This window comes from Rhizobium sp. JAB6 (assembly GCF_003024605.1).
Classification (GTDB): domain Bacteria; phylum Pseudomonadota; class Alphaproteobacteria; order Rhizobiales; family Rhizobiaceae; genus Rhizobium.
Genome location: NZ_PYJQ01000011.1, coordinates 126,923 through 144,896, shown reverse-complemented (window position 1 = coordinate 144,896; position 17,974 = coordinate 126,923). Strand labels below are relative to the sequence as shown.

18 protein-coding genes are annotated in these 17,974 nt (G+C 58.7%); 8 read left to right on the top strand and 10 right to left on the bottom strand.

What is annotated here, in order from left to right; all coding sequences use genetic code 11:
- Positions 1 to 12: 12 nt before the first annotated feature.
- The 5 genes from gyrB to C7U61_RS19075 form a co-directional block, all read right to left on the bottom strand.
- Positions 13 to 2,448, bottom strand: a complete 2,436-nt coding sequence (gene gyrB, locus C7U61_RS19095) for a DNA topoisomerase (ATP-hydrolyzing) subunit B (protein ID WP_106999637.1) — start codon at positions 2,446 to 2,448, stop codon at positions 13 to 15.
- 260 nt (positions 2,449 to 2,708) lie between these two features.
- The gene (locus C7U61_RS19090; protein WP_106999636.1) at positions 2,709 to 3,074 is read right to left on the bottom strand and encodes a helix-turn-helix domain-containing protein; all 366 of its coding nucleotides are present in this window, start codon (positions 3,072 to 3,074) and stop codon (positions 2,709 to 2,711) included.
- Positions 3,071 to 3,655: a Smr/MutS family protein gene (locus C7U61_RS19085; RefSeq protein WP_106999635.1), complete on the bottom strand. Its 585-nt coding sequence runs from the start codon at positions 3,653 to 3,655 to the stop codon at positions 3,071 to 3,073. The genes C7U61_RS19090 and C7U61_RS19085 overlap by 4 nt, the downstream gene beginning before the upstream one ends.
- Complete coding sequence (locus tag C7U61_RS19080) at positions 3,655 to 4,773, bottom strand: murein transglycosylase A (RefSeq protein ID WP_106999634.1); 1,119 nt, start codon at positions 4,771 to 4,773, stop codon at positions 3,655 to 3,657. The genes C7U61_RS19085 and C7U61_RS19080 overlap by 1 nt, the downstream gene beginning before the upstream one ends.
- The gene (locus C7U61_RS19075) at positions 4,770 to 5,471 is read right to left on the bottom strand and encodes a Tim44/TimA family putative adaptor protein (protein ID WP_106999633.1); all 702 of its coding nucleotides are present in this window, start codon (positions 5,469 to 5,471) and stop codon (positions 4,770 to 4,772) included. The genes C7U61_RS19080 and C7U61_RS19075 overlap by 4 nt, the downstream gene beginning before the upstream one ends.
- Before the next feature lie 146 nt (positions 5,472 to 5,617).
- Here C7U61_RS19075 and C7U61_RS19070 point away from each other — a divergent pair, with 146 nt between their 5' ends.
- Complete coding sequence (locus C7U61_RS19070) at positions 5,618 to 6,136, top strand: FxsA family protein (RefSeq protein ID WP_106999632.1); 519 nt, start codon at positions 5,618 to 5,620, stop codon at positions 6,134 to 6,136.
- Between the two features lie 95 nt (positions 6,137 to 6,231).
- On the top strand, positions 6,232 to 6,714 hold the full coding sequence (secB, locus tag C7U61_RS19065) for a protein-export chaperone SecB (protein ID WP_069613913.1): 483 nt from the start codon (positions 6,232 to 6,234) through the stop codon (positions 6,712 to 6,714).
- A 78-nt stretch (positions 6,715 to 6,792) separates the two neighbouring features.
- Here the strand turns inward: secB and dnaQ are convergent, their stop codons facing one another.
- The 5 genes from dnaQ to C7U61_RS19040 are packed head-to-tail and all read right to left on the bottom strand — an operon-like array spanning position 6,793 to position 10,432.
- Positions 6,793 to 7,509, bottom strand: a complete 717-nt coding sequence (gene dnaQ, locus C7U61_RS19060) for a DNA polymerase III subunit epsilon (protein ID WP_106999631.1) — start codon at positions 7,507 to 7,509, stop codon at positions 6,793 to 6,795.
- Between the two features lie 17 nt (positions 7,510 to 7,526).
- Positions 7,527 to 8,126 carry a dephospho-CoA kinase gene (gene coaE, locus C7U61_RS19055; RefSeq protein ID WP_106999630.1) on the bottom strand — a complete coding sequence of 200 codons (600 nt, stop codon included), beginning with the start codon at positions 8,124 to 8,126 and terminating at the stop codon, positions 7,527 to 7,529.
- A gap of 1 nt (position 8,127) precedes the next feature.
- Positions 8,128 to 8,985, bottom strand: a complete 858-nt coding sequence (locus tag C7U61_RS19050) for a shikimate dehydrogenase (protein WP_106999629.1) — start codon at positions 8,983 to 8,985, stop codon at positions 8,128 to 8,130.
- A complete protein-coding gene (locus tag C7U61_RS19045) occupies positions 8,978 to 9,577 on the bottom strand; it encodes a Maf-like protein (protein WP_106999687.1) in 600 nt (199 codons plus the stop codon). The genes C7U61_RS19050 and C7U61_RS19045 overlap by 8 nt, the downstream gene beginning before the upstream one ends.
- Before the next feature lie 33 nt (positions 9,578 to 9,610).
- The gene (locus C7U61_RS19040; protein ID WP_106999628.1) at positions 9,611 to 10,432 is read right to left on the bottom strand and encodes a pyruvate, water dikinase regulatory protein; all 822 of its coding nucleotides are present in this window, start codon (positions 10,430 to 10,432) and stop codon (positions 9,611 to 9,613) included.
- Between the two features lie 400 nt (positions 10,433 to 10,832).
- Between C7U61_RS19040 and hemE the strand changes: the two genes are divergently transcribed.
- The 6 genes from hemE (at position 10,833) to rsmG (ending at position 17,971) form a co-directional block, all read left to right on the top strand.
- On the top strand, positions 10,833 to 11,867 hold the full coding sequence (gene hemE / locus C7U61_RS19035; RefSeq protein WP_106999685.1) for a uroporphyrinogen decarboxylase: 1,035 nt from the start codon (positions 10,833 to 10,835) through the stop codon (positions 11,865 to 11,867).
- Complete coding sequence (gene hemJ / locus C7U61_RS19030) at positions 11,867 to 12,412, top strand: protoporphyrinogen oxidase HemJ (RefSeq protein WP_181315878.1); 546 nt, start codon at positions 11,867 to 11,869, stop codon at positions 12,410 to 12,412. The genes hemE and hemJ overlap by 1 nt, the downstream gene beginning before the upstream one ends.
- A gap of 198 nt (positions 12,413 to 12,610) precedes the next feature.
- Positions 12,611 to 13,876, top strand: coding sequence for a transcription termination factor Rho (rho, locus tag C7U61_RS19025; protein ID WP_004127423.1), 1,266 nt, complete (start codon positions 12,611 to 12,613; stop codon positions 13,874 to 13,876).
- A 142-nt stretch (positions 13,877 to 14,018) separates the two neighbouring features.
- Complete coding sequence (gene mnmE, locus C7U61_RS19020; RefSeq protein ID WP_181315877.1) at positions 14,019 to 15,338, top strand: tRNA uridine-5-carboxymethylaminomethyl(34) synthesis GTPase MnmE; 1,320 nt, start codon at positions 14,019 to 14,021, stop codon at positions 15,336 to 15,338.
- 108 nt (positions 15,339 to 15,446) lie between these two features.
- Entirely contained in the window at positions 15,447 to 17,327 is a 1,881-nt protein-coding gene (gene mnmG / locus C7U61_RS19015; RefSeq protein WP_106999684.1) for a tRNA uridine-5-carboxymethylaminomethyl(34) synthesis enzyme MnmG, read from the top strand.
- Between the two features lie 26 nt (positions 17,328 to 17,353).
- Entirely contained in the window at positions 17,354 to 17,971 is a 618-nt protein-coding gene (rsmG, locus tag C7U61_RS19010; protein WP_106999626.1) for a 16S rRNA (guanine(527)-N(7))-methyltransferase RsmG, read from the top strand.
- Positions 17,972 to 17,974 lie beyond the last annotated feature (3 nt).

Here is a 17,974-nt window from a genome sequence, read left to right as displayed (position 1 = left end):
GTGAAGCAGCGATCAGATATCGAGGTTGGCAACGTTCAGCGCGTTGTCCTGAATGAACTCGCGCCGCGGCTCGACCTCATCGCCCATGAGCCGGGCAAACAGGCCATCGGCATCGGTCGCGTCCGTGACCTTCACCTGCAGCAGCGAGCGGACGTTCGGATCGAGCGTCGTTTCCCAGAGCTGCTCGGCATTCATCTCGCCAAGGCCTTTATAGCGCTGCAGCGTCAGGCCCTTGCGGCCGCCGGCGAAGATCGTGTCCAGCAGCTTGCGCGGTCCGGAAATCTCCGTCTCACCATCGCGGCGAACGAGTTTCGGCGGCGTGACGTAGACTTCCTTCAGCCGTGAGCCGAGCTGGTCGATGAGGCGGGCATCCTGCGAACCGATCAGCGCCATGTCGAGGAAGACGACTTCCTTGACGCCGCGCACCGTGCGTTCGAAGCGCAGGCCGCCTTCACCCGTCACTGCGCCGGTCCAGCCGCGCTCGGTTTCCTCGGCGATGATATCAAGCCGCTTGGCGACGTCGTTTGCCAGCGTCTGCGCGCGGGCGGGATCGCTGACCATTTCGGCATTGAGAGCGCCGGCGATAGCGGCCTGCTCGACCACGGAACGGTTGTAGCGGGAGTGCAGGTTATCGATCAGCGTACGCAGGCGCAGTGCGTCATAGATCGCCTCCCGCAGATCATGACCGGCGCGCACTTCGCCGTTGCCGAGATGCAGGCTCGTGTCGTCGGTGCCCTGGCCGATCAGATATTCTTCCAGCGCCTTCTCGTCCTTGACATATTGCACCGACTTGCCGCGCGTCACCTTATAGAGCGGCGGCTGGGCGATATAGAGATGACCGCGCTCGATGAGGTCGGGCATCTGCCGGAAGAAGAAGGTCAGCAGCAGCGTACGGATATGCGCGCCGTCGACGTCTGCGTCCGTCATGATGATGATCTTGTGATAGCGCAGCTTTTCGGCGTTGAATTCGTCCTTGCCGATGCCGGTGCCGAGCGCGGTGATCAGCGTGCCGATTTCCTGGCTCGACAGCATCTTGTCGAAGCGGGCGCGCTCGACGTTCAGGATCTTGCCGCGCAGCGGCAGGATGGCCTGGTTTTCGCGCGAACGGCCCTGCTTGGCCGAACCGCCCGCCGAATCGCCCTCGACAAGGAAGACTTCCGATTTGGCCGGATCACGTTCGGAGCAATCGGCGAGCTTGCCGGGGAGCGAAGCGATGTCCAATGCGCCTTTTCGGCGGGTCAGTTCGCGCGCCTTGCGGGCAGCTTCGCGGGCGGCGGCGGCTTCGACGACCTTGCCGACCAGAACCTTAGCTTCGGACGGATGCTCTTCGAGCCAGGTGCTGAGCGCTTCGTTGACAAGGCTTTCGACGACGGGGCGGACTTCGGAGGAAACCAGCTTGTCCTTGGTCTGCGACGAGAATTTCGGATCGGGAACCTTGACCGACAGCACGGCGGTCAAGCCTTCGCGGCAATCGTCGCCCGTCAGCGTCACCTTCTCCTTCTTGGTGATACCCGACGAATCCGCATAGGATGTGATCTGGCGCGTCAGAGCCGCACGGAAGCCGGCCATATGCGTGCCACCGTCGCGCTGCGGGATGTTGTTGGTGAAGCAGAGCACGTTTTCGTGATAGCTGTCGTTCCACCACATCGCCACTTCGACCGTGATACCGTCCTTCTCGCTGCGGATCGACACCGGCTTCTGAACAAGCGGCTTCTTGGCGCGGTCGAGATAGGCGACAAAGGCTTCGAGGCCGCCGTCGTAAAGCAACTCCTCCTGCTTGACGTCGGAATGACGCTTGTCGGTCAAGACAATGCGGACACCGGAGTTCAGGAAGGCGAGTTCGCGCAGGCGGTGCTCGAGCGTTCCGTAATCGAATTCAGTCATGGTGAAGGTTTCAGCGCTCGGCATGAAGCTGACTTCGGTGCCGGTGAGATTGCCGGCATCACCCGTTTCTCTCAGCGGCGCATCGGCGACACCATGGGTGAAGCTCATTTCATGGATCTTGCCCTGGCGGCGGATCTTGAGCTTCAACCAGACGGAAAGTGCGTTCACGACCGAGACGCCGACGCCGTGCAGACCGCCGGAAACCTTATAGGAGTTCTGGTCGAACTTACCGCCCGCATGAAGCTGGGTCATGATAACTTCAGCCGCCGAAACACCTTCGCCGCTGTGAATATCCGTTGGGATGCCGCGGCCGTTGTCGGTGACGGTAACGGAGCCATCGGGATTGAGCGTGACCGTCACGATATCGGCATGGCCGGCCAAGGCTTCGTCGATCGCGTTGTCGACGACCTCGTAGACCATGTGATGCAGGCCCGACCCGTCATCCGTATCGCCGATATACATGCCGGGACGCTTGCGCACTGCATCAAGACCCTTGAGAACCTTGATGCTATCTGCGCCATATTCGGCATTGCCGCCGTTATCGGTTACGGAAGTGTCGCTCATATATTGAAGTCTTTCCAGTGTTTTAGATAACCCTGCCGATCGCTGGAACATGATGCCGAAAATTGAGATCGGTTTTCGGAGGACATCATGCTCTACTTCTTTGAGTTGAGACCGGATCCAGATTTCATGTCGCTTCGACCTGAAATCATCCGACCTAACGAATCAGCGGTTTTCCCTGCCCTGAATATAGGATGTTTCATCCCCAAGTTCCAAACGGAAGGCCCCGAAATCAGGTATAAAACAGGGGATTAAGGCGGTTTTCAGCCGGTTTTTCCGGCATTTTCCAGAACCTGCGATAGTTCACGGATGGTTGCTGCGTCAAGACCACGGATCTTGCCGGCCAAGTGGTTGACGAAAGCCGTATATTCCGGCGGGAGTCCCGAGGTATCCACGACGACGCGCGGGTCGGAAAATCGCGCCAGCAGGAACAATTCCTCGGCCTCGTCCCAGATGATGTTGAAGTATCCGGCGATCCGCTGCAACAGGTCGAAGGTCGGCAGGCCGCGCTTGCCGTGTTCCAAGGCGGATAAATAAGCCGGGGTGACATTCAGCGCCTCGGCCATCTGCTTCTGCGAAACGCCCTTTCGCAACCTCAATTTCCGCACCGCCTCGCCAAAAGGGGTCAAAGCTTCTCCCCTTTCAGGCGCGATAAGCGGATATAGAGCGCGCCCTCGCCGCCATGATGCTGCGCTGCCGTCTCGTAGGAAGAAATCAAAAAGCGGAATTCCGGCTTGGAAAACCAGAGCGGCACGGCGCGCTTCAGCGCCCCTTCGCTTCCCATGGAGCTGCCCTTGCCTGTTATGACGAGCACATGGCGCAGCCCGCGGCTATGGGCACGCATCAGAAAATCCAGAAGCATGCCATGGGCCTCGCTCTGGATGAGACCGTGAAGGTCGATCCGGGCTTCGAGTGCCAGATGGCCCTTAGCTATCTTGCGCTTGACGGGGCGCTCGAGCGGATGATGGCGACCGGCTGACAGCCTTGCGGGCGCGGGGACTTCCGGCGCTTCTGCCGCTGCGGGCGCCGGTCTTGCCTTTGCAGAACGGCTGCGTTCCTCGCTCTCGGCTTCGGCCTGCAGCGCTGCTTCGAAAGCCTCGATATCAGCCATTCGTCCCGGCATGGGGCGCGTGCTCTTGGCGACCTTACCCCAGAGGATGCGGTCTTCCGCACTGAGCTTTCGTTCCTTGTTCTGCCGTTTCGGGGCCATCAGCCGAACCTCTGCGCCGCCGCCTTTGGAATGAGTATATAAAAATCGGCGTCATTGCGCACGGTGCCGGCGAGCTCCCCGGCATCATAGCCGGAGCCGGTAAAGATATCGCCACGCGCCGGCCCGACGATCGCCGAGCCGGTATCGAGCGCCAGCATGAGCCGCGCGAAGGGCTTGCCGGCATCGAGATGCGTCAGAGTTTCCGAACGGATGAAGAAGGGGAAGCCGAAGGTGTGGATGAGCCGGTCGACCGCTAGGGAACGGCCCGGTACCAGCGGCACTTTCGCCGCAGCGATCGGCCCCAGAGCCGGGTCGCTGACATCGGCCTCGCGGAAGAAGATGTAGGACCGATTGTGCCAGAGGACTTCATCGACCTGCTCCGGATGCGCGTAGAGCCAATCGCGGATCGTCTGCATGGAGATCGTTGCCCGATCCAGCAGGCCGCGGTCGATGAGCAGGCGTCCGACGGCGGAGAAGGGATGACCGGCCTTGGCGGCATAGGTGATTCGGCCGAGACGCCCATCGGGATAGCGCAGGCGCGCGGCACCCTGCACATGCACGAAGAAGACATCGACCTTGGATTTCGCCCAGGCGATCTCAAGCCCCTTGCCATCGAGATAGCCGCGGTCGATTTCGCCGCGGTCGGGATAGGCGGAAATTATCCCGTCCTGAAGCCTGCCGAACATGTAGGACGGATCGAGCTCGGCGGGGCGATTGCCGTCATCGAGATCGGTCAGATCGTCCGGGCGGCGATAAAAGGGATAGCAGTAGATCTCGTTCGGCTCGGCCGAGACTTCGATTTCCGGCTCGAAGAAGGCGGTCACGAAACCCCTGGCATCCCCATCGCGGCGAATGAAAAAGGGCTGACAGCGTTCCTCGAAAAAAGCCCGGGCTTCGGCCGCATTGAGCGGTTCTTTTCCTTCTGCGGCGTCGAGCAGCGTCAGGAGATCCTCGGCCGTCAGTCCAGCGGCGCCGGTGCGATAGGGCTTTACCGAACGGATATGATTTCGACAGTCTCTCATTGCGTGAAAAAGGCTGGAAGGGTCGTCCTCCTCCCAGCCCTTCAGATCGGCGAAGGTTGCCGGCTCTAACCTGAATTCCTGCGATGAGCTTGTCATTGTTCCGATTCGGTCGCCACGAGTTTCCAATTCGGATCGCGCGAACGCGTGTCGCGGGCGAAGGTCCAGAGATCGCTGATTTCGGCAACGGTCTCGGCATCGCCATCGATCAAGGTGCCGGCCTTGTCATAGGTGGCAGAGATCATCTGGCTGACGATGCGCATGGTGACGAAGGCTTCCGTTCCCTTCAGATCGGCGGTGACGATGTCTGCCTTGTCGATACCGACGAAGGTGGATTTGACCGTTTCGCCTTTCGCTTCGCGATCGGCAATGGCGGCATCGAAACCGTCATAGACTTCGCGCGACAGCAGGCCCTTCAGGGACTTGCGGTCGCCTTCGGCAAAGGCCATGACGATCATCTCGTAGGCCATGCGGGCACCGTTGACGAATTCCTTGGGATTGAAGGAAGGGTCGGCCTTGCTCAATTCGCGCAGTGAATCATTGAGGGGCGTGCCGGCCGGGGTGAAGGCATCGATGGCGGCAAAACGATCTTCCTCTTCGGGACCGTCGCGCCGCGGCAGGGTCACCACCTTGCCGGCATCCGGCGCCGTCTGGCTGCTTGCCGGATCGGCGGAACCGTAGAGATCGCGCGGCGGCTTCTCATTCCCCGTGCGGCGGCCGAGAACGCTGCGCAACTGAAAGAAGATCAGCACCGCTGCCACCAGGAAAAAGATCGTCACAAAGTCGTTTGCACCCATCTCGTATCGGAACCACCGTTAAAATTAAAAGATCAATCCCCATATAGTCCGCATCGATCTATCATTCAAATAGCGGACCAGTTTCTTTATTATATGCGCGAAACCAACGCTTACGCGAAGAAACCCGCTCTCAGGACCACCCTAACATGCGCCTGTCACTTCTCCCTATCTTCGTCTTCCTGATGCCTCTGGCTGAAATTGCCGGATTCATCGTCGTTGGAAAGATGATCGGCGTCTGGGCGACACTGGGGCTCGTCATCCTCAGCGTGCTACTGGGCGCCGCGCTCTTGAGAATCCAAGGGATCGGCATTCTCCAGCGTATTTCGGCCGAAAGCCGCAATGGCGGCGATCCCGGCCGCGAGATGGTGCATGGCGCCATGATCGTGGTTGCAGCCTTCTTTCTGATGCTGCCCGGCTTCATCTCCGATATCATCGGCTTGCTGCTCTTCATCCCGGCCGTGCGCGATCTCGCCTGGCAGATGCTGCGCAAGCGCATCGTCGTCGTCGGCAATTCCCGCGCTTTCCGCCGTGGGCAAGGCTCGGGCGCCGGCCCGCAGGGCCGACCGAACAAACCCGGAAATGTCGTCGATCTCGACGAAGGCGATTTCCATCGCGAACCGAACCGGAAGTCGCCCTGGTCGGATCAAAAGCGGCTGGAAGACTAGAGAACGGCCTCCGGAGCGCCGGAGCCATAAGGGTTGTAAGCCCCTTTTCTAAATGCTAGATGGCGACACCCATCGAGACGTGAGAGGACACCCCCATGGCCAACGAGACCAACGGCAACGGTGCAGCCAGCCCGAGCCTCAGCATCCTTGCTCAGTACACCAAGGATCTTTCCTTCGAAAATCCGGGTGCTCCGCGCTCGCTTCAGGCCCGGGAAAATGCTCCCGACATCAATATCAATGTGAATGTCAACGCCAACCCGCTGTCGGATTCCGATTTCGACGTGGTGCTGACGCTGAGCGCCGAGGCTAAGGATGGCGAGCGCGTTCTCTTCCACACCGAGCTGGTCTATGGCGGCGTCTTCCGCGTCACCGGCTTCCCGCAGGAACACATGCTGCCGCTGCTCTTCATCGAATGCCCGCGCCTGCTGTTCCCCTTCGCACGCCAGATCATCGCCGACGTCACGCGCAATGGCGGTTTCCCCCCGCTGATGATCGACCCCATCGATTTCGCGCAGATGTTCACGCAGCGCATGGCCGAAGAACAGGCCCGCGCCCAGGTTTCGGCCGTTCCGAACTGAGCCTGAATTTTCTCTATCTAAAAACGCAAATGCCCGGATCGCATATCCGGGCATTTTCTTTTGACGATCAAAAGCGCTCTATTCGGAAGCGCTGTATTTCGACCAGATCCCCTTCGCACCGAGCTTGGTGACCAGCGCCGCGTGAGCCGCAAGTTCTTCCTCGGTCAGCCGGCTCGGCAGCGGAGCGGGCCGCGCGAAGATGTCGACCACGATTTCTTCGAAGACATCGTTCTGGCGCAAGCGCCCCGACGCACCGGTGACGCTGCCAAGTCCCAGCGCCGTCTGGCGGCCACCGATCATCTCGATATAGACTTCGGCCAGCAGTTCGGAGTCGAGCAGCGCGCCGTGTTTCGTGCGGTGCGAGTTATCGATGCCGTACCGACGGCAAAGAGCATCGAGCGAATTCGGACCCATCGGATGCTTGCGCCGGGCCATGGCCAGCGTATCGATCACCATCTCAGGCAGGATCGGCGGCCGGCCGAGCCTTGCAAATTCAGCGTTGACGAAACCCATGTCGAAGGTGGCGTTGTGCGCAATCCATTTGGCATCGCCGAAAAATTCGAGGATCTGGTCCACGACGGTTTCGAATGGCTGCTTGTCCGCTAAGAACTCATCGGTAATGCCATGCACGGCCAGAGCATCGGGATGCACTTTGCGGTCACCCGGATTGATATAGATGTGCAGCGTCTTTCCGGTCGGGAAGTGGTTGAAGAGCTCGATGCCGCCGATTTCGATGATACGGTCGGCCCTGTTATCGAGGCCTGTGGTTTCCGTATCGAAAATGATTTCGCGCATATCGAAACTCTGCCTTCCTATTTCTTGCTCTGACGCTTGCGCCGCAGATCGGCAATGATCTCTCTGACCTGTTCGCCGGCCGCCTCGATGCTTCCACCCGTATCGATGACGTAATCGGCGCGCGCCCGCTTTTGCGCATCCGGCGTCTGGCGGGAGAGAATCATATTGAATTTTTCCTCCGTCATGCTGGGCCGGGCAAGCACCCTTTGCCGCTGAATCTGTGGATCGCAGCTGACGACAACGATTTTATCCACCCTCTTGTCGGCGCCGGTTTCGAAGAGCAGCGGGATATCCAGCACCACCATATCGGCGCCGGCCTTGCGTTGACGCTCGAGGAACTGACGCTCGCGATCGCGCACCAGCGGATGAACGATGGCCTCAAGACGCCTGAAGCCTGAGGGATCGCCGGCAAGCTTTCGGCTGAGCTCCTGCCGATCGACCTTGCCGTCGCTGGTCGTGCCCGGAAAGGCCGCCTCGACCAGCGGCACGGCTTCGCCGCTATAGAGATCATGCACCACCGCATCGGAATCGTTCACCGGTATCCCGGCTTCGGCAAAGAGTTTTGCCGAGGTCGATTTTCCCATGCCGATCGATCCGGTGAGCCCGATCCTGATCATGCTAGTGCTTTTCCATATCGGCGATGATCAATGCCCTCAAGGTTTCATCCACCGCCGGACGCTTTCCGAACCATTTTTCGAAGCCCGGCACGGCCTGATGCAGAAGCATTCCGAGGCCATCGACAATGGCAAAGCCTTGTTCCTCGGCCTGGGCGAGAAGCGGCGTCTTCAACGGTACATAGACAATGTCGGTGACGACGGCGCCTTCTGCAAGAGAGGAAAAATCGATGCGGGGCGCTGCTTCGCCGTCCATGCCGAGCGATGTCGTATTAATAAAGAGACCGGCACCCTGCGTGACCTCGCCGAGTGCGACCATCGCATGGGCGTGGACGCGTTCGCCGAATCGATCCGCCAGTTCCCGTGCCCGCTCGACTGTGCGGTTGACCACATGGATTTCCTTGAAGCCGCGGTCGCGCACCGCCTGGATCACGGCACGGCTGGCACCCCCTGCCCCAAGGATGACGGCACGATCGCTGCGATCCCAGCCGGGGTGACGCTCATCCAGGTTTGCTGTGAACCCTCGGCCATCGGTGTTCGTTGCATGCAGCTTGCCGGCTTCGAGCCACAGGGTATTGGACGCGCCAAGCTCTTTTGAAAGTTCGTCGGGCCGATCGGCGAGTTTGAAGGCCGCTTCCTTGTGGGGAATGGTGACATTGCCGCCGACGAAGCCGCTGGTGCCATCTTTCAGGGACGCGATGAAGGCGGCGAAATCCTCCACTGACACTTCGTGGGCGCGGTAGGTCCCGGCCAGACCGAGCTGTTTCAGCCAGTAACCATGGATCAGCGGCGAGCGCGAATGCTTGACCGGATAACCCGTTACGAAAGCGTTTACGCTTTGTGTTTCACGTGAATCATCCATCGATCGTCCCCAACTCTCGCAGTTTTTCCAGGAGCGGCAGCATGGGCAATCCGACGATGGTGAAATAGTCGCCGCCGATTCTCGAGAAGAGCTGGATGCCTTCGCCCTCCAGCTGATAGGCACCGACGCTCGACAAAGCCTTCTCGCCGACCCGGCTCAGATGCCGGCGAATGAAATCGGCCGGCAATTCGCGCATGGTCAGATCGGCGTGAGACACATGCTCCCAGATGATGTCGCCATTGCGTGCGAGCGCGATGGCGCTGTTCAGCCGATGCGTCTTTCCGGACAGGGTTCGCAGGTGGTTTTCCGCATCCGTCATCGATTTCGGCTTGTGAAAGACCTCGGAGCCCAGCGACATGGTCTGATCGGAACCAATGACGAGCGAAGCGGGAAAGCGATCGCTCACCTCCTTTGCCTTCGCCTTTGCCAGGACAAGAGCGATAGCATCCGCGCCGGCGCCATCCCGCTCCAGCGGAGCTTCGATCGCGCGTTCGTCGATATCGGCGGCGATGGCTTGGAAATGCAGCCCGGCATTTTCCATCAGCATGCGCCGGAACGGGCTGGAGGACGCAAGAATAAGGGGCGAGGTCATGATGGCTGCCTCCGAGATAATCATGTGCAGCGCTTAGCGCAGCTTGGGGCGCAGGGCAACAATGGCGGCGGCGGTCTCTTCGATCGACCGGCGCGTGACATCGATGATCGGCCAGTTATGCCTCGAGCAGAGCGAGCGGGCATATTTCAGCTCTTCGGAGATCGCGGCCCGATCGGTATAGTCGCCGCGGTCGAAGCCGGGGGTCGCACCCAGGATGCGATTTTCGCGGACCTGTGAGATGCGGTCCGTGGTCGCCACCAGTCCGACGATCAAAGGCCTGGTCGCCCTGATCAGACTTTCAGGCAAGGGCACCCCGTGGACGATCGGAATGTTGGCCGTCTTGATGCCGCGGTTCGCCAGATAGATGCTCGTCGGCGTTTTCGAGGTGCGGCTGATGCCGATGATGACGACATCCGCGTCGTCGTAATCGTCCGGCATCTGGCCGTCGTCGTGGTCCATGGTGTAGTTCAGCGCTTCGATGCGGGCGAAATAATCCGCATTCATCACATGCTGCGCGCCGACGCGGCGGCGGGACGCCGTGCCGAGATAGGTCTGGAACACGTTCATGACCGGCTCCAGCACATTGACTGACGGTACGCCCATCTCGCGGCAGCGCTCAGCGATGAAATCGGCGAGCTCGCGATCGACGATCGTATAGAGGACGATGCCGGGACTGTGGTCGATCGCCTCCAACACAGGCAGAAGCTGCTTGCGATTCCGAATCAGCGGATAGACGTGCTCGATCGGCTGACTGGCATGGAATTGCACCGAAGCGGCGCGGCCGGCGGAGATGAGGGTCTCGCCCGTTGAGTCAGAAATCAGGTGCAGATGAAAGAAGCTCGTCCGGTTTTCCACGCTACTTTCCGTCGCCTGTTGATATCTCGGGAGAAAAGAGAGGTACGGGAAGGGGGGCATCCTGGGCAAGTGGAAAACGGCCGAGTTTTCCACATTTGGAATTTTCGAAAGGAGGCTTTCGCGGAGACTGTGGGTAATGTGGACAAGATCGGCAACACCTTGCTCATCCCCGACTTGTCCCCAGAAGAAGAAGAGCCGGATTTCTCCTCAACCTCCTAAAAAGATTGAAAAATTGCCGAGCTTTTCCACATATTGGCTTACAATCTCGAAATCTCTCCGAATTTACGCGCGCGGCGCGACAAATTGGACAGGCAAGGGATGAACTTTAATCCTTGCTACTCACCGACTCTAAGAAATAGAAACCTTTAATATATGTTTGGTTTTATATAGGACGATGTCTGTGACCGATGAACGCCGGAAGATCATGCGGGTCTTGAGCGGAGAAACGCTCGCCCCTCCCCCTCTCTGGCTGATGAGACAAGCAGGTCGTTACCTCCCCGAGTACCGGGAAACGCGTGCGAAGGCCGGAAGTTTCCTCGATCTCTGTTATACGCCCGAATATGCCGTCGAAGTGACGCTGCAGCCGATCCGGCGCTATGGCTTCGATGCCGCCATTCTCTTTTCCGACATTCTCGTCATCCCCGATGCGCTGAAGCGGAATGTCCGTTTCACCGAGGGACATGGGCCGGAAATGGACCCGATCAATGAGGCGGGCATCCTGGCCTTGAAACCGGAGGGGGTCGTAGCCTATCTGGAGCCGGTTATGGAGGCGGTGCGGCGGCTGCGGCGGGACTTACCGCAGGAAACAACGCTTCTCGGCTTCTGCGGCGCTCCCTGGACGGTTGCGACCTATATGATCGCTGGTCACGGCACGCCCGACCAGGCGCCTGCCCGGCTGTTTGCCTATCGCCATCCGGAAGCCTTCGAACATCTGCTGATGCTGCTTGCGGAGATCTCTGCCGACTATCTTGTAGCGCAGATCGATGCCGGTGCCGATGCCGTGCAGATTTTCGATTCCTGGGCGGGCGTGCTCGGAGAGAAGGAATTCGAGGCTTTTGCGGTCAAGCCGGTTGCGAGAATGATCGCATCCGTCAAGGCGCAGCGGCCACGGGCAAAAATCATCGCCTTTGCCAAGGGTGCGGGCTATCTGCTGAAAACCTATCGGCAGAAAACCGGTGCCGATGCGATCGGGCTCGACTGGTCCGTGCCTCTGGCCTTCGCGCGGGAGCTTCAGAAGGATGGCCCGGTGCAGGGCAATCTCGATCCGATGCGCGTGGTTGCCGGCAGCAAGGCGCTGGATGACGGGATAGACGATATCCTGCAGCAGCTCGGAAATGGCCCGCTGATCTTCAATCTTGGGCACGGTATTACGCCGCAGGCAGATCCCGCCAATGTTGCGAGGCTTGTCGAGCGCGTGCGGGGATGGAGGAGCTGATGACGATGGAAAAGCAGACGGACGCGGCTCCGGGCCAGAGGGCCGGACGACGCGCCTATGTCATGATCCTCATTTTTGCGGTTCTGGCAATCGGGCTTTTCGCCTGGCATCCGGCCGATCTCTATCTCTGGATCAAGGCGCTGCACATCATCGCCGTCATCTCCTGGATGGCCGGCATGTTCTATCTGCCTCGGCTTTTCGTCTATCACACGGATGCCGCGCCGGGCTCGCAGCAATCCGAAACGTTCAAGGTGATGGAGCAGCGGCTGCTGCGTTACATCATCAATCCGGCGATGATTCTGACCTGGATCTTCGGGCTTTACCTCGCCTGGTCGGTTTATGATTTTCAGGGCGGCTGGCTGCATGCCAAGATCTGCCTGGTCTTGATCCTCTCAGGCGTTCACGGCCATTTCAGCGCGGCAGTGCGCGCCTTTGCCCGCGACGAAAACAAGCGTTCCGCTCGCTACTGGCGAATGATGAACGAGGCGCCGACGCTTTTGATGATTGTCATCGTCATTCTCGTGGTCGTGAAGCCGTTTGCCTGAAGCGGGGGCTGTATCAGGGCAGCGTTAAATTTCCTTCATTTTGCGTGCCCCCCTTGCGGTTCGGAAAGCGAGTCGCTATTTTCCCGCCATCTTCTCTTCGTGGCATGTATTCCATTCTGTCGCCCGCGAGCGCCCCTATCGCGGTTCTGAATACGAGCAACATTGCCTTCCCCTCCTAAAAAATGAGTAATTCCCTTCATGGCTGAAATGAAGCTTCAGGAACTGAAAAATAAATCCCCGACCGATCTGCTGGCCTTTGCCGAATCGCTCGAGGTGGAAAACGCCAGCACGATGCGCAAGCAGGAATTGATGTTTGCGATCTTGAAGGTGCTGGCGAGCCAGGACGTAGAAATCATCGGCGAGGGCGTCGTCGAGGTTCTGCAGGATGGCTTCGGTTTCTTGCGTTCCGCAAATGCAAACTATCTTCCCGGCCCGGACGATATCTATATCTCCCCCTCCCAGATTCGCCGCTTCTCCTTGAAGACGGGCGACACGGTCGAGGGACCGATCCGGGGACCCAAGGAAGGCGAACGTTATTTCGCGCTCCTGAAAGTCAACACCATCAATTTCGACGATCCGGAAAAGATCCGTCACAAGGTACACTTCGACAATCTGACGCCGCTCTATCCCAACGAGCGTTTCCGCATGGAACTCGACGTTCCCACCTCGAAGGATCTTTCACCCCGTGTGATCGATCTTGTGGCGCCCCTCGGCAAGGGTCAGCGCGGCCTGATCGTCGCGCCGCCGCGCACCGGTAAGACCGTGCTCCTTCAAAATATCGCCCATTCCATCACCGCCAATCATCCGGACTGCTATCTTATCGTTCTCTTGATCGACGAGCGTCCGGAAGAAGTGACCGACATGCAGCGCTCCGTACGCGGTGAGGTCATTTCCTCGACCTTTGACGAGCCGGCCGTGCGCCACGTTCAGGTCGCCGAAATGGTGATCGAGAAGGCCAAGCGCCTCGTCGAGCATGGTCGTGACGTCGTCATCCTGCTTGACTCCATCACCCGCCTCGGACGCGCCTACAACACCGTCGTTCCCTCTTCCGGCAAGGTTCTGACCGGTGGTGTCGACGCCAACGCCCTGCAGCGCCCGAAGCGCTTCTTTGGTGCCGCCCGTAACATCGAGGAAGGCGGTTCGCTGACGATCATCGCAACGGCCCTGATCGATACCGGCAGCCGCATGGACGAAGTGATCTTCGAAGAATTCAAGGGTACCGGTAACTCGGAAATCGTGCTCGACCGCAAGGTTGCCGACAAGCGCATCTTCCCCGCCATGGACATCCTCAAGTCCGGCACGCGTAAGGAAGACCTGCTCGTGCCGCGCCAGGACCTGCAGAAGATCTTCGTTCTTCGCCGTATCCTTGCGCCGATGGGCACGACCGACGCGATCGAATTCCTAATCGACAAGCTCAAGCAGACGAAGAACAACCCGGATTTCTTCGATTCGATGAACACCTAATTGCTGCGAGTTTCCCCGCCTCATCGGCGGCGACGAAGAGTGCTATGATCGGGCTGCGCGTTTGCGGCCCGATTTCGTTTTCAAGCATCGACTGTAAAAGCCAGAAGTTCTTCTCCAATCGATTCGGATCCGGTTCAATCTGATGTTGGCGGCAAGTGAGACAATCTACGCACTTTCCAGCGGTAACCTACCCTCTGGAGTTGCTGTGATCCGTATCAGCGGAAATCGAGCGTTTCACGCGGCTGAATCGCTTGCCGGCCCTCTGCCGATGCCACGGCAAGCGGCTCTCAAGACGATTCGGACTCGTAACGGTCTCATCATTGATCGCGGCCTTGTTCTGGTTTTCCCCGGGCCGGCGTCCTTTACGGGTGAGGATTGCGCGGAAATTCATGTCCACGGCGGCAGGGCGGTGGTGAATGCGCTCCTCGGCGAGCTTTCGAGTTTCGAAAATTGCCGTCTGGCGGAGCATGGTGAGTTTTCGCGACGGGCGCTGGAAAATGGAAAGATGGATCTGGTCGAGGTGGAAGGCCTTGCCGATCTTATCAGCGCCGAAACCGAGATGCAGCGGCGGCTGGCCATCGAACATGCTGCCGGCGGGCTTTCCGATCTTTATAATGACTGGGCTGATCGATTAACGCGTGCTCGTGCTCTGATCGAAGCCGAGCTCGACTTTGCCGATGAGGATGATGTGCCTGGTTCGGTATCGGACATGGTCTGGGCAGACATGCGGCAAGTGCACCGCGAACTTTCCGATCATCTCGCAGGCGCCGAACTTGGCGAGATCATCCGCGACGGGCTGAAGGTGGTGATTGCCGGTGCTCCCAATGCCGGCAAATCCAGCCTGATGAATGCTTTAGCGAAACGGGAAGTGGCGATCGTCACAGATATTGCCGGAACCACCCGCGACGTTCTGCATATCGATTTGAATATTGAAGGATACGCCGTCAAGCTCTACGACACCGCCGGCCTGCGCGAGACCGATGAGATTGTCGAGCGTGAAGGCATTCGCCGTGCGTTGCGGACGGTAGCCGACGCGGATCTCGTCCTGTCTCTTGCCGAAATAGGAGAGGAGGCACAGCGGATATTTCCGAGCTTCGCGGGTAAGGTACTGACTGTCGGGACGAAAGCTGATATTCACCCTGGTCCTCACGACCAGTATGATCTGCTGATTTCGTCCACGACCGGCTTGGGATTGGCTGAGTTGCATCAGCTTCTCCGTGATGATTTGCAGGCGCGTTCGGGGATGCTATCCCTAGCGCTGCCGAGCCGGCTGCGGCATCGCACGTTACTTGCAGACAGCCTTGCTGCAGTGGCCACAGCGCTTGCGTCCGAGGATCGAGGCTTGGATATTCGCGCGGAATACCTGCGGCAGGCGGCCACGAGCCTGGGACGTATAACCGGGCGGGTCGATGTCGAAGATCTCCTGGACGTAATCTTCTCGGAATTCTGCATCGGCAAATGATTCACGTGAAACAGAGCTCCGCGTGCGCTCGCTAGACGTTTCACGTGAAACCTTCTTGACTCCTAAAATTGGTGTGCCAAACAAACGGCACGACCGAGGTACTTGATGATGTTCGATACTGCGTATGATGTAATCGTTGTGGGCGGTGGCCATGCGGGCAGCGAAGCTGCCGCTGCATCGGCGCGCCTAGGTGCGCGTACCGCGTTGGTGACACATAAGCGCGAGACGATTGGTGTCATGTCCTGCAATCCTGCGATTGGCGGGCTTGGCAAAGGCCATCTGGTCCGGGAAATTGATGCTCTTGACGGCTTGATGGGCCGCGTGGCCGACGCGGCAGGCATTCAATTCCGAATGCTGAATCGAAAAAAGGGTCCGGCGGTTCGCGGTCCCCGAACGCAGGCAGATCGCAAGCTGTATCGCCTGGCTATGCAGGCCGAGATCGCCGCCATCGATAATCTCGACATCATAGAGGGCGATGCTTTCGATCTTGCTTTTGAGCACGGCCGTGTATCCGCCGTAATCTTGAAGGACGGGCGTCATATCCCCTGTGGCGCCGTGGTTTTGACGACGGGCACTTTTCTTCGCGGCCTTATTCATATCGGCAACAAGCAGATACCGGCGGGTCGCGTCGGAGAAGAGCCTTCTGTGGGGCTCTCGAGCACACTGCTTCGGAATGGTCTCGCATTGGGCCGCTTGAAGACGGGCACACCAGCGCGCCTTGATGGCACGACTATCGATTGGGATGCCGTCGGACGTCAAGGTGCGGATGAAGATCCGGCGCCGTTCTCCTTCATGACCGATGGGATCGTGAATCCGCAGATCGAATGCGGCGTTACCCGCACGACGCGGGAGACGCACAGAATTATTGCTGAAAACCTCAAGCGTTCGGCGATGTATTCGGGCCAGATTGAAGGCGTCGGCCCGCGCTATTGTCCTTCGATCGAGGACAAGATCGTCAAGTTCGGTGAGCGCGACGGCCATCAGATTTTTCTCGAGCCGGAGGGCTTGGACGATACCACGGTTTATCCGAACGGAATCTCAACGTCCCTGCCTGAGGATGTCCAGGACGAGTTCATCAGGACCATTCCGGGACTGGAACGAGTCCGCATTCTTCAACATGCCTATGCCATCGAATATGACCATGTCGATCCTCGCGAGTTGAAGCTTTCTCTTGAGGTGGAGAAGATTCCAGGCCTTTTTCTGGCTGGCCAAATCAACGGCACCACCGGATATGAAGAGGCAGGTGCTCAGGGACTTGTCGCAGGATTGAATGCTGCGCGTTTGGCTACAGGAGGCAAGGCGATAGAGTTCAGCCGAACCGAATCCTATATCGGTGTGATGATCGACGATTTGACATCTCGCGGTGTCGCTGAACCCTATCGGATGTTCACATCGCGCGCGGAATATCGCCTATCGCTTCGCGCCGACAATGCAGATGTCCGCCTTACTCCCGTCGGCCTTGCCATAGGCTGCGTAGCTTTCGATCGGGCCTCCCGCTTCGAGCAGTATCTAAAAGCTCTCGACCAGGCTCGAGATCGGTTGAAGAGTTTGACGGTGACGCCGAACGAAGCTGAGAAGGTCGGGATGCATCTGAACAGGGATGGGCAGCGGCGTTCGGCCTATGAGCTTCTTTCTCATCCTGGTCAATCCATTGGAAATCTTGGGCGCATTTGGCCGGAACTGCAGTCGATGCAGCGAAAGATTGTCGAGGCCATCGAAATCGAGGCGGCCTATGCTGTCTATATGGATCGCCAGACCGCCGATATCGTTCAGGCCCGAAAGGAGGAAGATCGCGCCATACCGGCGGAGTTCGACTTCTCCATCATTTCCGGATTGTCCAACGAGCTGAAGCAAAAACTCACCTCTGCCCGTCCCAAGAACATCGCGCAAGCGGCGCGTCTTGATGGAATGACGCCGGCTGCAATTTCTCTGCTGTTGGCTTACCTGAGAAAACTAAGCACATTCGAACAGCAGAAACTCGTTTCCTGACAATACAAGGCTAGAGAGTCCCGAGTATGGAATTGAACGGCGTACGTGTTTCACGTGAAACACAGGAGCGGTTGCAGCATTTTGCGCAGCTCTTTCAAAAATGGGCGAAGGCCATCAATCTCGTTGCACCCTCTACGATTGACGGTCTATGGCGCCGGCATATCGCCGATAGCGCGCAAATTTTTCAGCTGCATCCCGCAACCGATCACTGGGTCGATCTGGGAAGCGGTGGCGGATTTCCGGGCATAATAACGGCGATCCTGCTGGCAGAAAAAGGTGCTGGTCATGTGGATCTGGTGGAGAGCAACCAGAAAAAGGCTGCTTTTCTGCGCGTCTGCCTGCGTGAGTGTGATGCCCGCGGCGCGGTTCATGCCATTCGTATTGAGGATGCGCCGACGGTCATTCACAACTGTGATGTTATCTCGGCGCGCGCTCTTGCAGAGCTCGAGATGTTGCTGGACTACGCAGAGCCATGGCTCCACCGCAATGAAAATCTCTGCCTTCTGCTGCATAAAGGCCGGGATTACGAGCGGGAGCTTCAGAAAGCCCGTGGTCGTTGGCAATTCGATCTGGTAAAACATCAAAGCGTCGTTGAGCGAGATTCGGTTATCTTGGAACTCAGTCACCTGCGACGTTTGAATTAACCA

What these genes read in the sequence shown, in the direction of transcription:
- gyrB (WP_106999637.1), bottom strand. Translation starts at nt 2,448, where the DNA reads ATGAGCGACACTTCCGTAACCGATAACGGCGGCAATGCCGAATATGGC.
- C7U61_RS19085 (WP_106999635.1), bottom strand. Translation starts at nt 3,655, where the DNA reads ATGGCCCCGAAACGGCAGAACAAGGAACGAAAGCTCAGTGCGGAAGAC.
- C7U61_RS19080 (WP_106999634.1), bottom strand. Translation starts at nt 4,773, where the DNA reads ATGACAAGCTCATCGCAGGAATTCAGGTTAGAGCCGGCAACCTTCGCC.
- C7U61_RS19075 (WP_106999633.1), bottom strand. Translation starts at nt 5,471, where the DNA reads ATGGGTGCAAACGACTTTGTGACGATCTTTTTCCTGGTGGCAGCGGTG.
- C7U61_RS19070 (WP_106999632.1), top strand. Translation starts at nt 5,618, where the DNA reads ATGCGCCTGTCACTTCTCCCTATCTTCGTCTTCCTGATGCCTCTGGCT.
- secB (WP_069613913.1), top strand. Translation starts at nt 6,232, where the DNA reads ATGGCCAACGAGACCAACGGCAACGGTGCAGCCAGCCCGAGCCTCAGC.
- dnaQ (WP_106999631.1), bottom strand. Translation starts at nt 7,509, where the DNA reads ATGCGCGAAATCATTTTCGATACGGAAACCACAGGCCTCGATAACAGG.
- coaE (WP_106999630.1), bottom strand. Translation starts at nt 8,126, where the DNA reads ATGATCAGGATCGGGCTCACCGGATCGATCGGCATGGGAAAATCGACC.
- C7U61_RS19050 (WP_106999629.1), bottom strand. Translation starts at nt 8,985, where the DNA reads ATGGATGATTCACGTGAAACACAAAGCGTAAACGCTTTCGTAACGGGT.
- C7U61_RS19045 (WP_106999687.1), bottom strand. Translation starts at nt 9,577, where the DNA reads ATGACCTCGCCCCTTATTCTTGCGTCCTCCAGCCCGTTCCGGCGCATG.
- hemJ (WP_181315878.1), top strand. Translation starts at nt 11,867, where the DNA reads ATGACGATGGAAAAGCAGACGGACGCGGCTCCGGGCCAGAGGGCCGGA.
- rho (WP_004127423.1), top strand. Translation starts at nt 12,611, where the DNA reads ATGGCTGAAATGAAGCTTCAGGAACTGAAAAATAAATCCCCGACCGAT.
- mnmE (WP_181315877.1), top strand. Translation starts at nt 14,019, where the DNA reads ATGTTGGCGGCAAGTGAGACAATCTACGCACTTTCCAGCGGTAACCTA.
- mnmG (WP_106999684.1), top strand. Translation starts at nt 15,447, where the DNA reads ATGTTCGATACTGCGTATGATGTAATCGTTGTGGGCGGTGGCCATGCG.
- rsmG (WP_106999626.1), top strand. Translation starts at nt 17,354, where the DNA reads ATGGAATTGAACGGCGTACGTGTTTCACGTGAAACACAGGAGCGGTTG.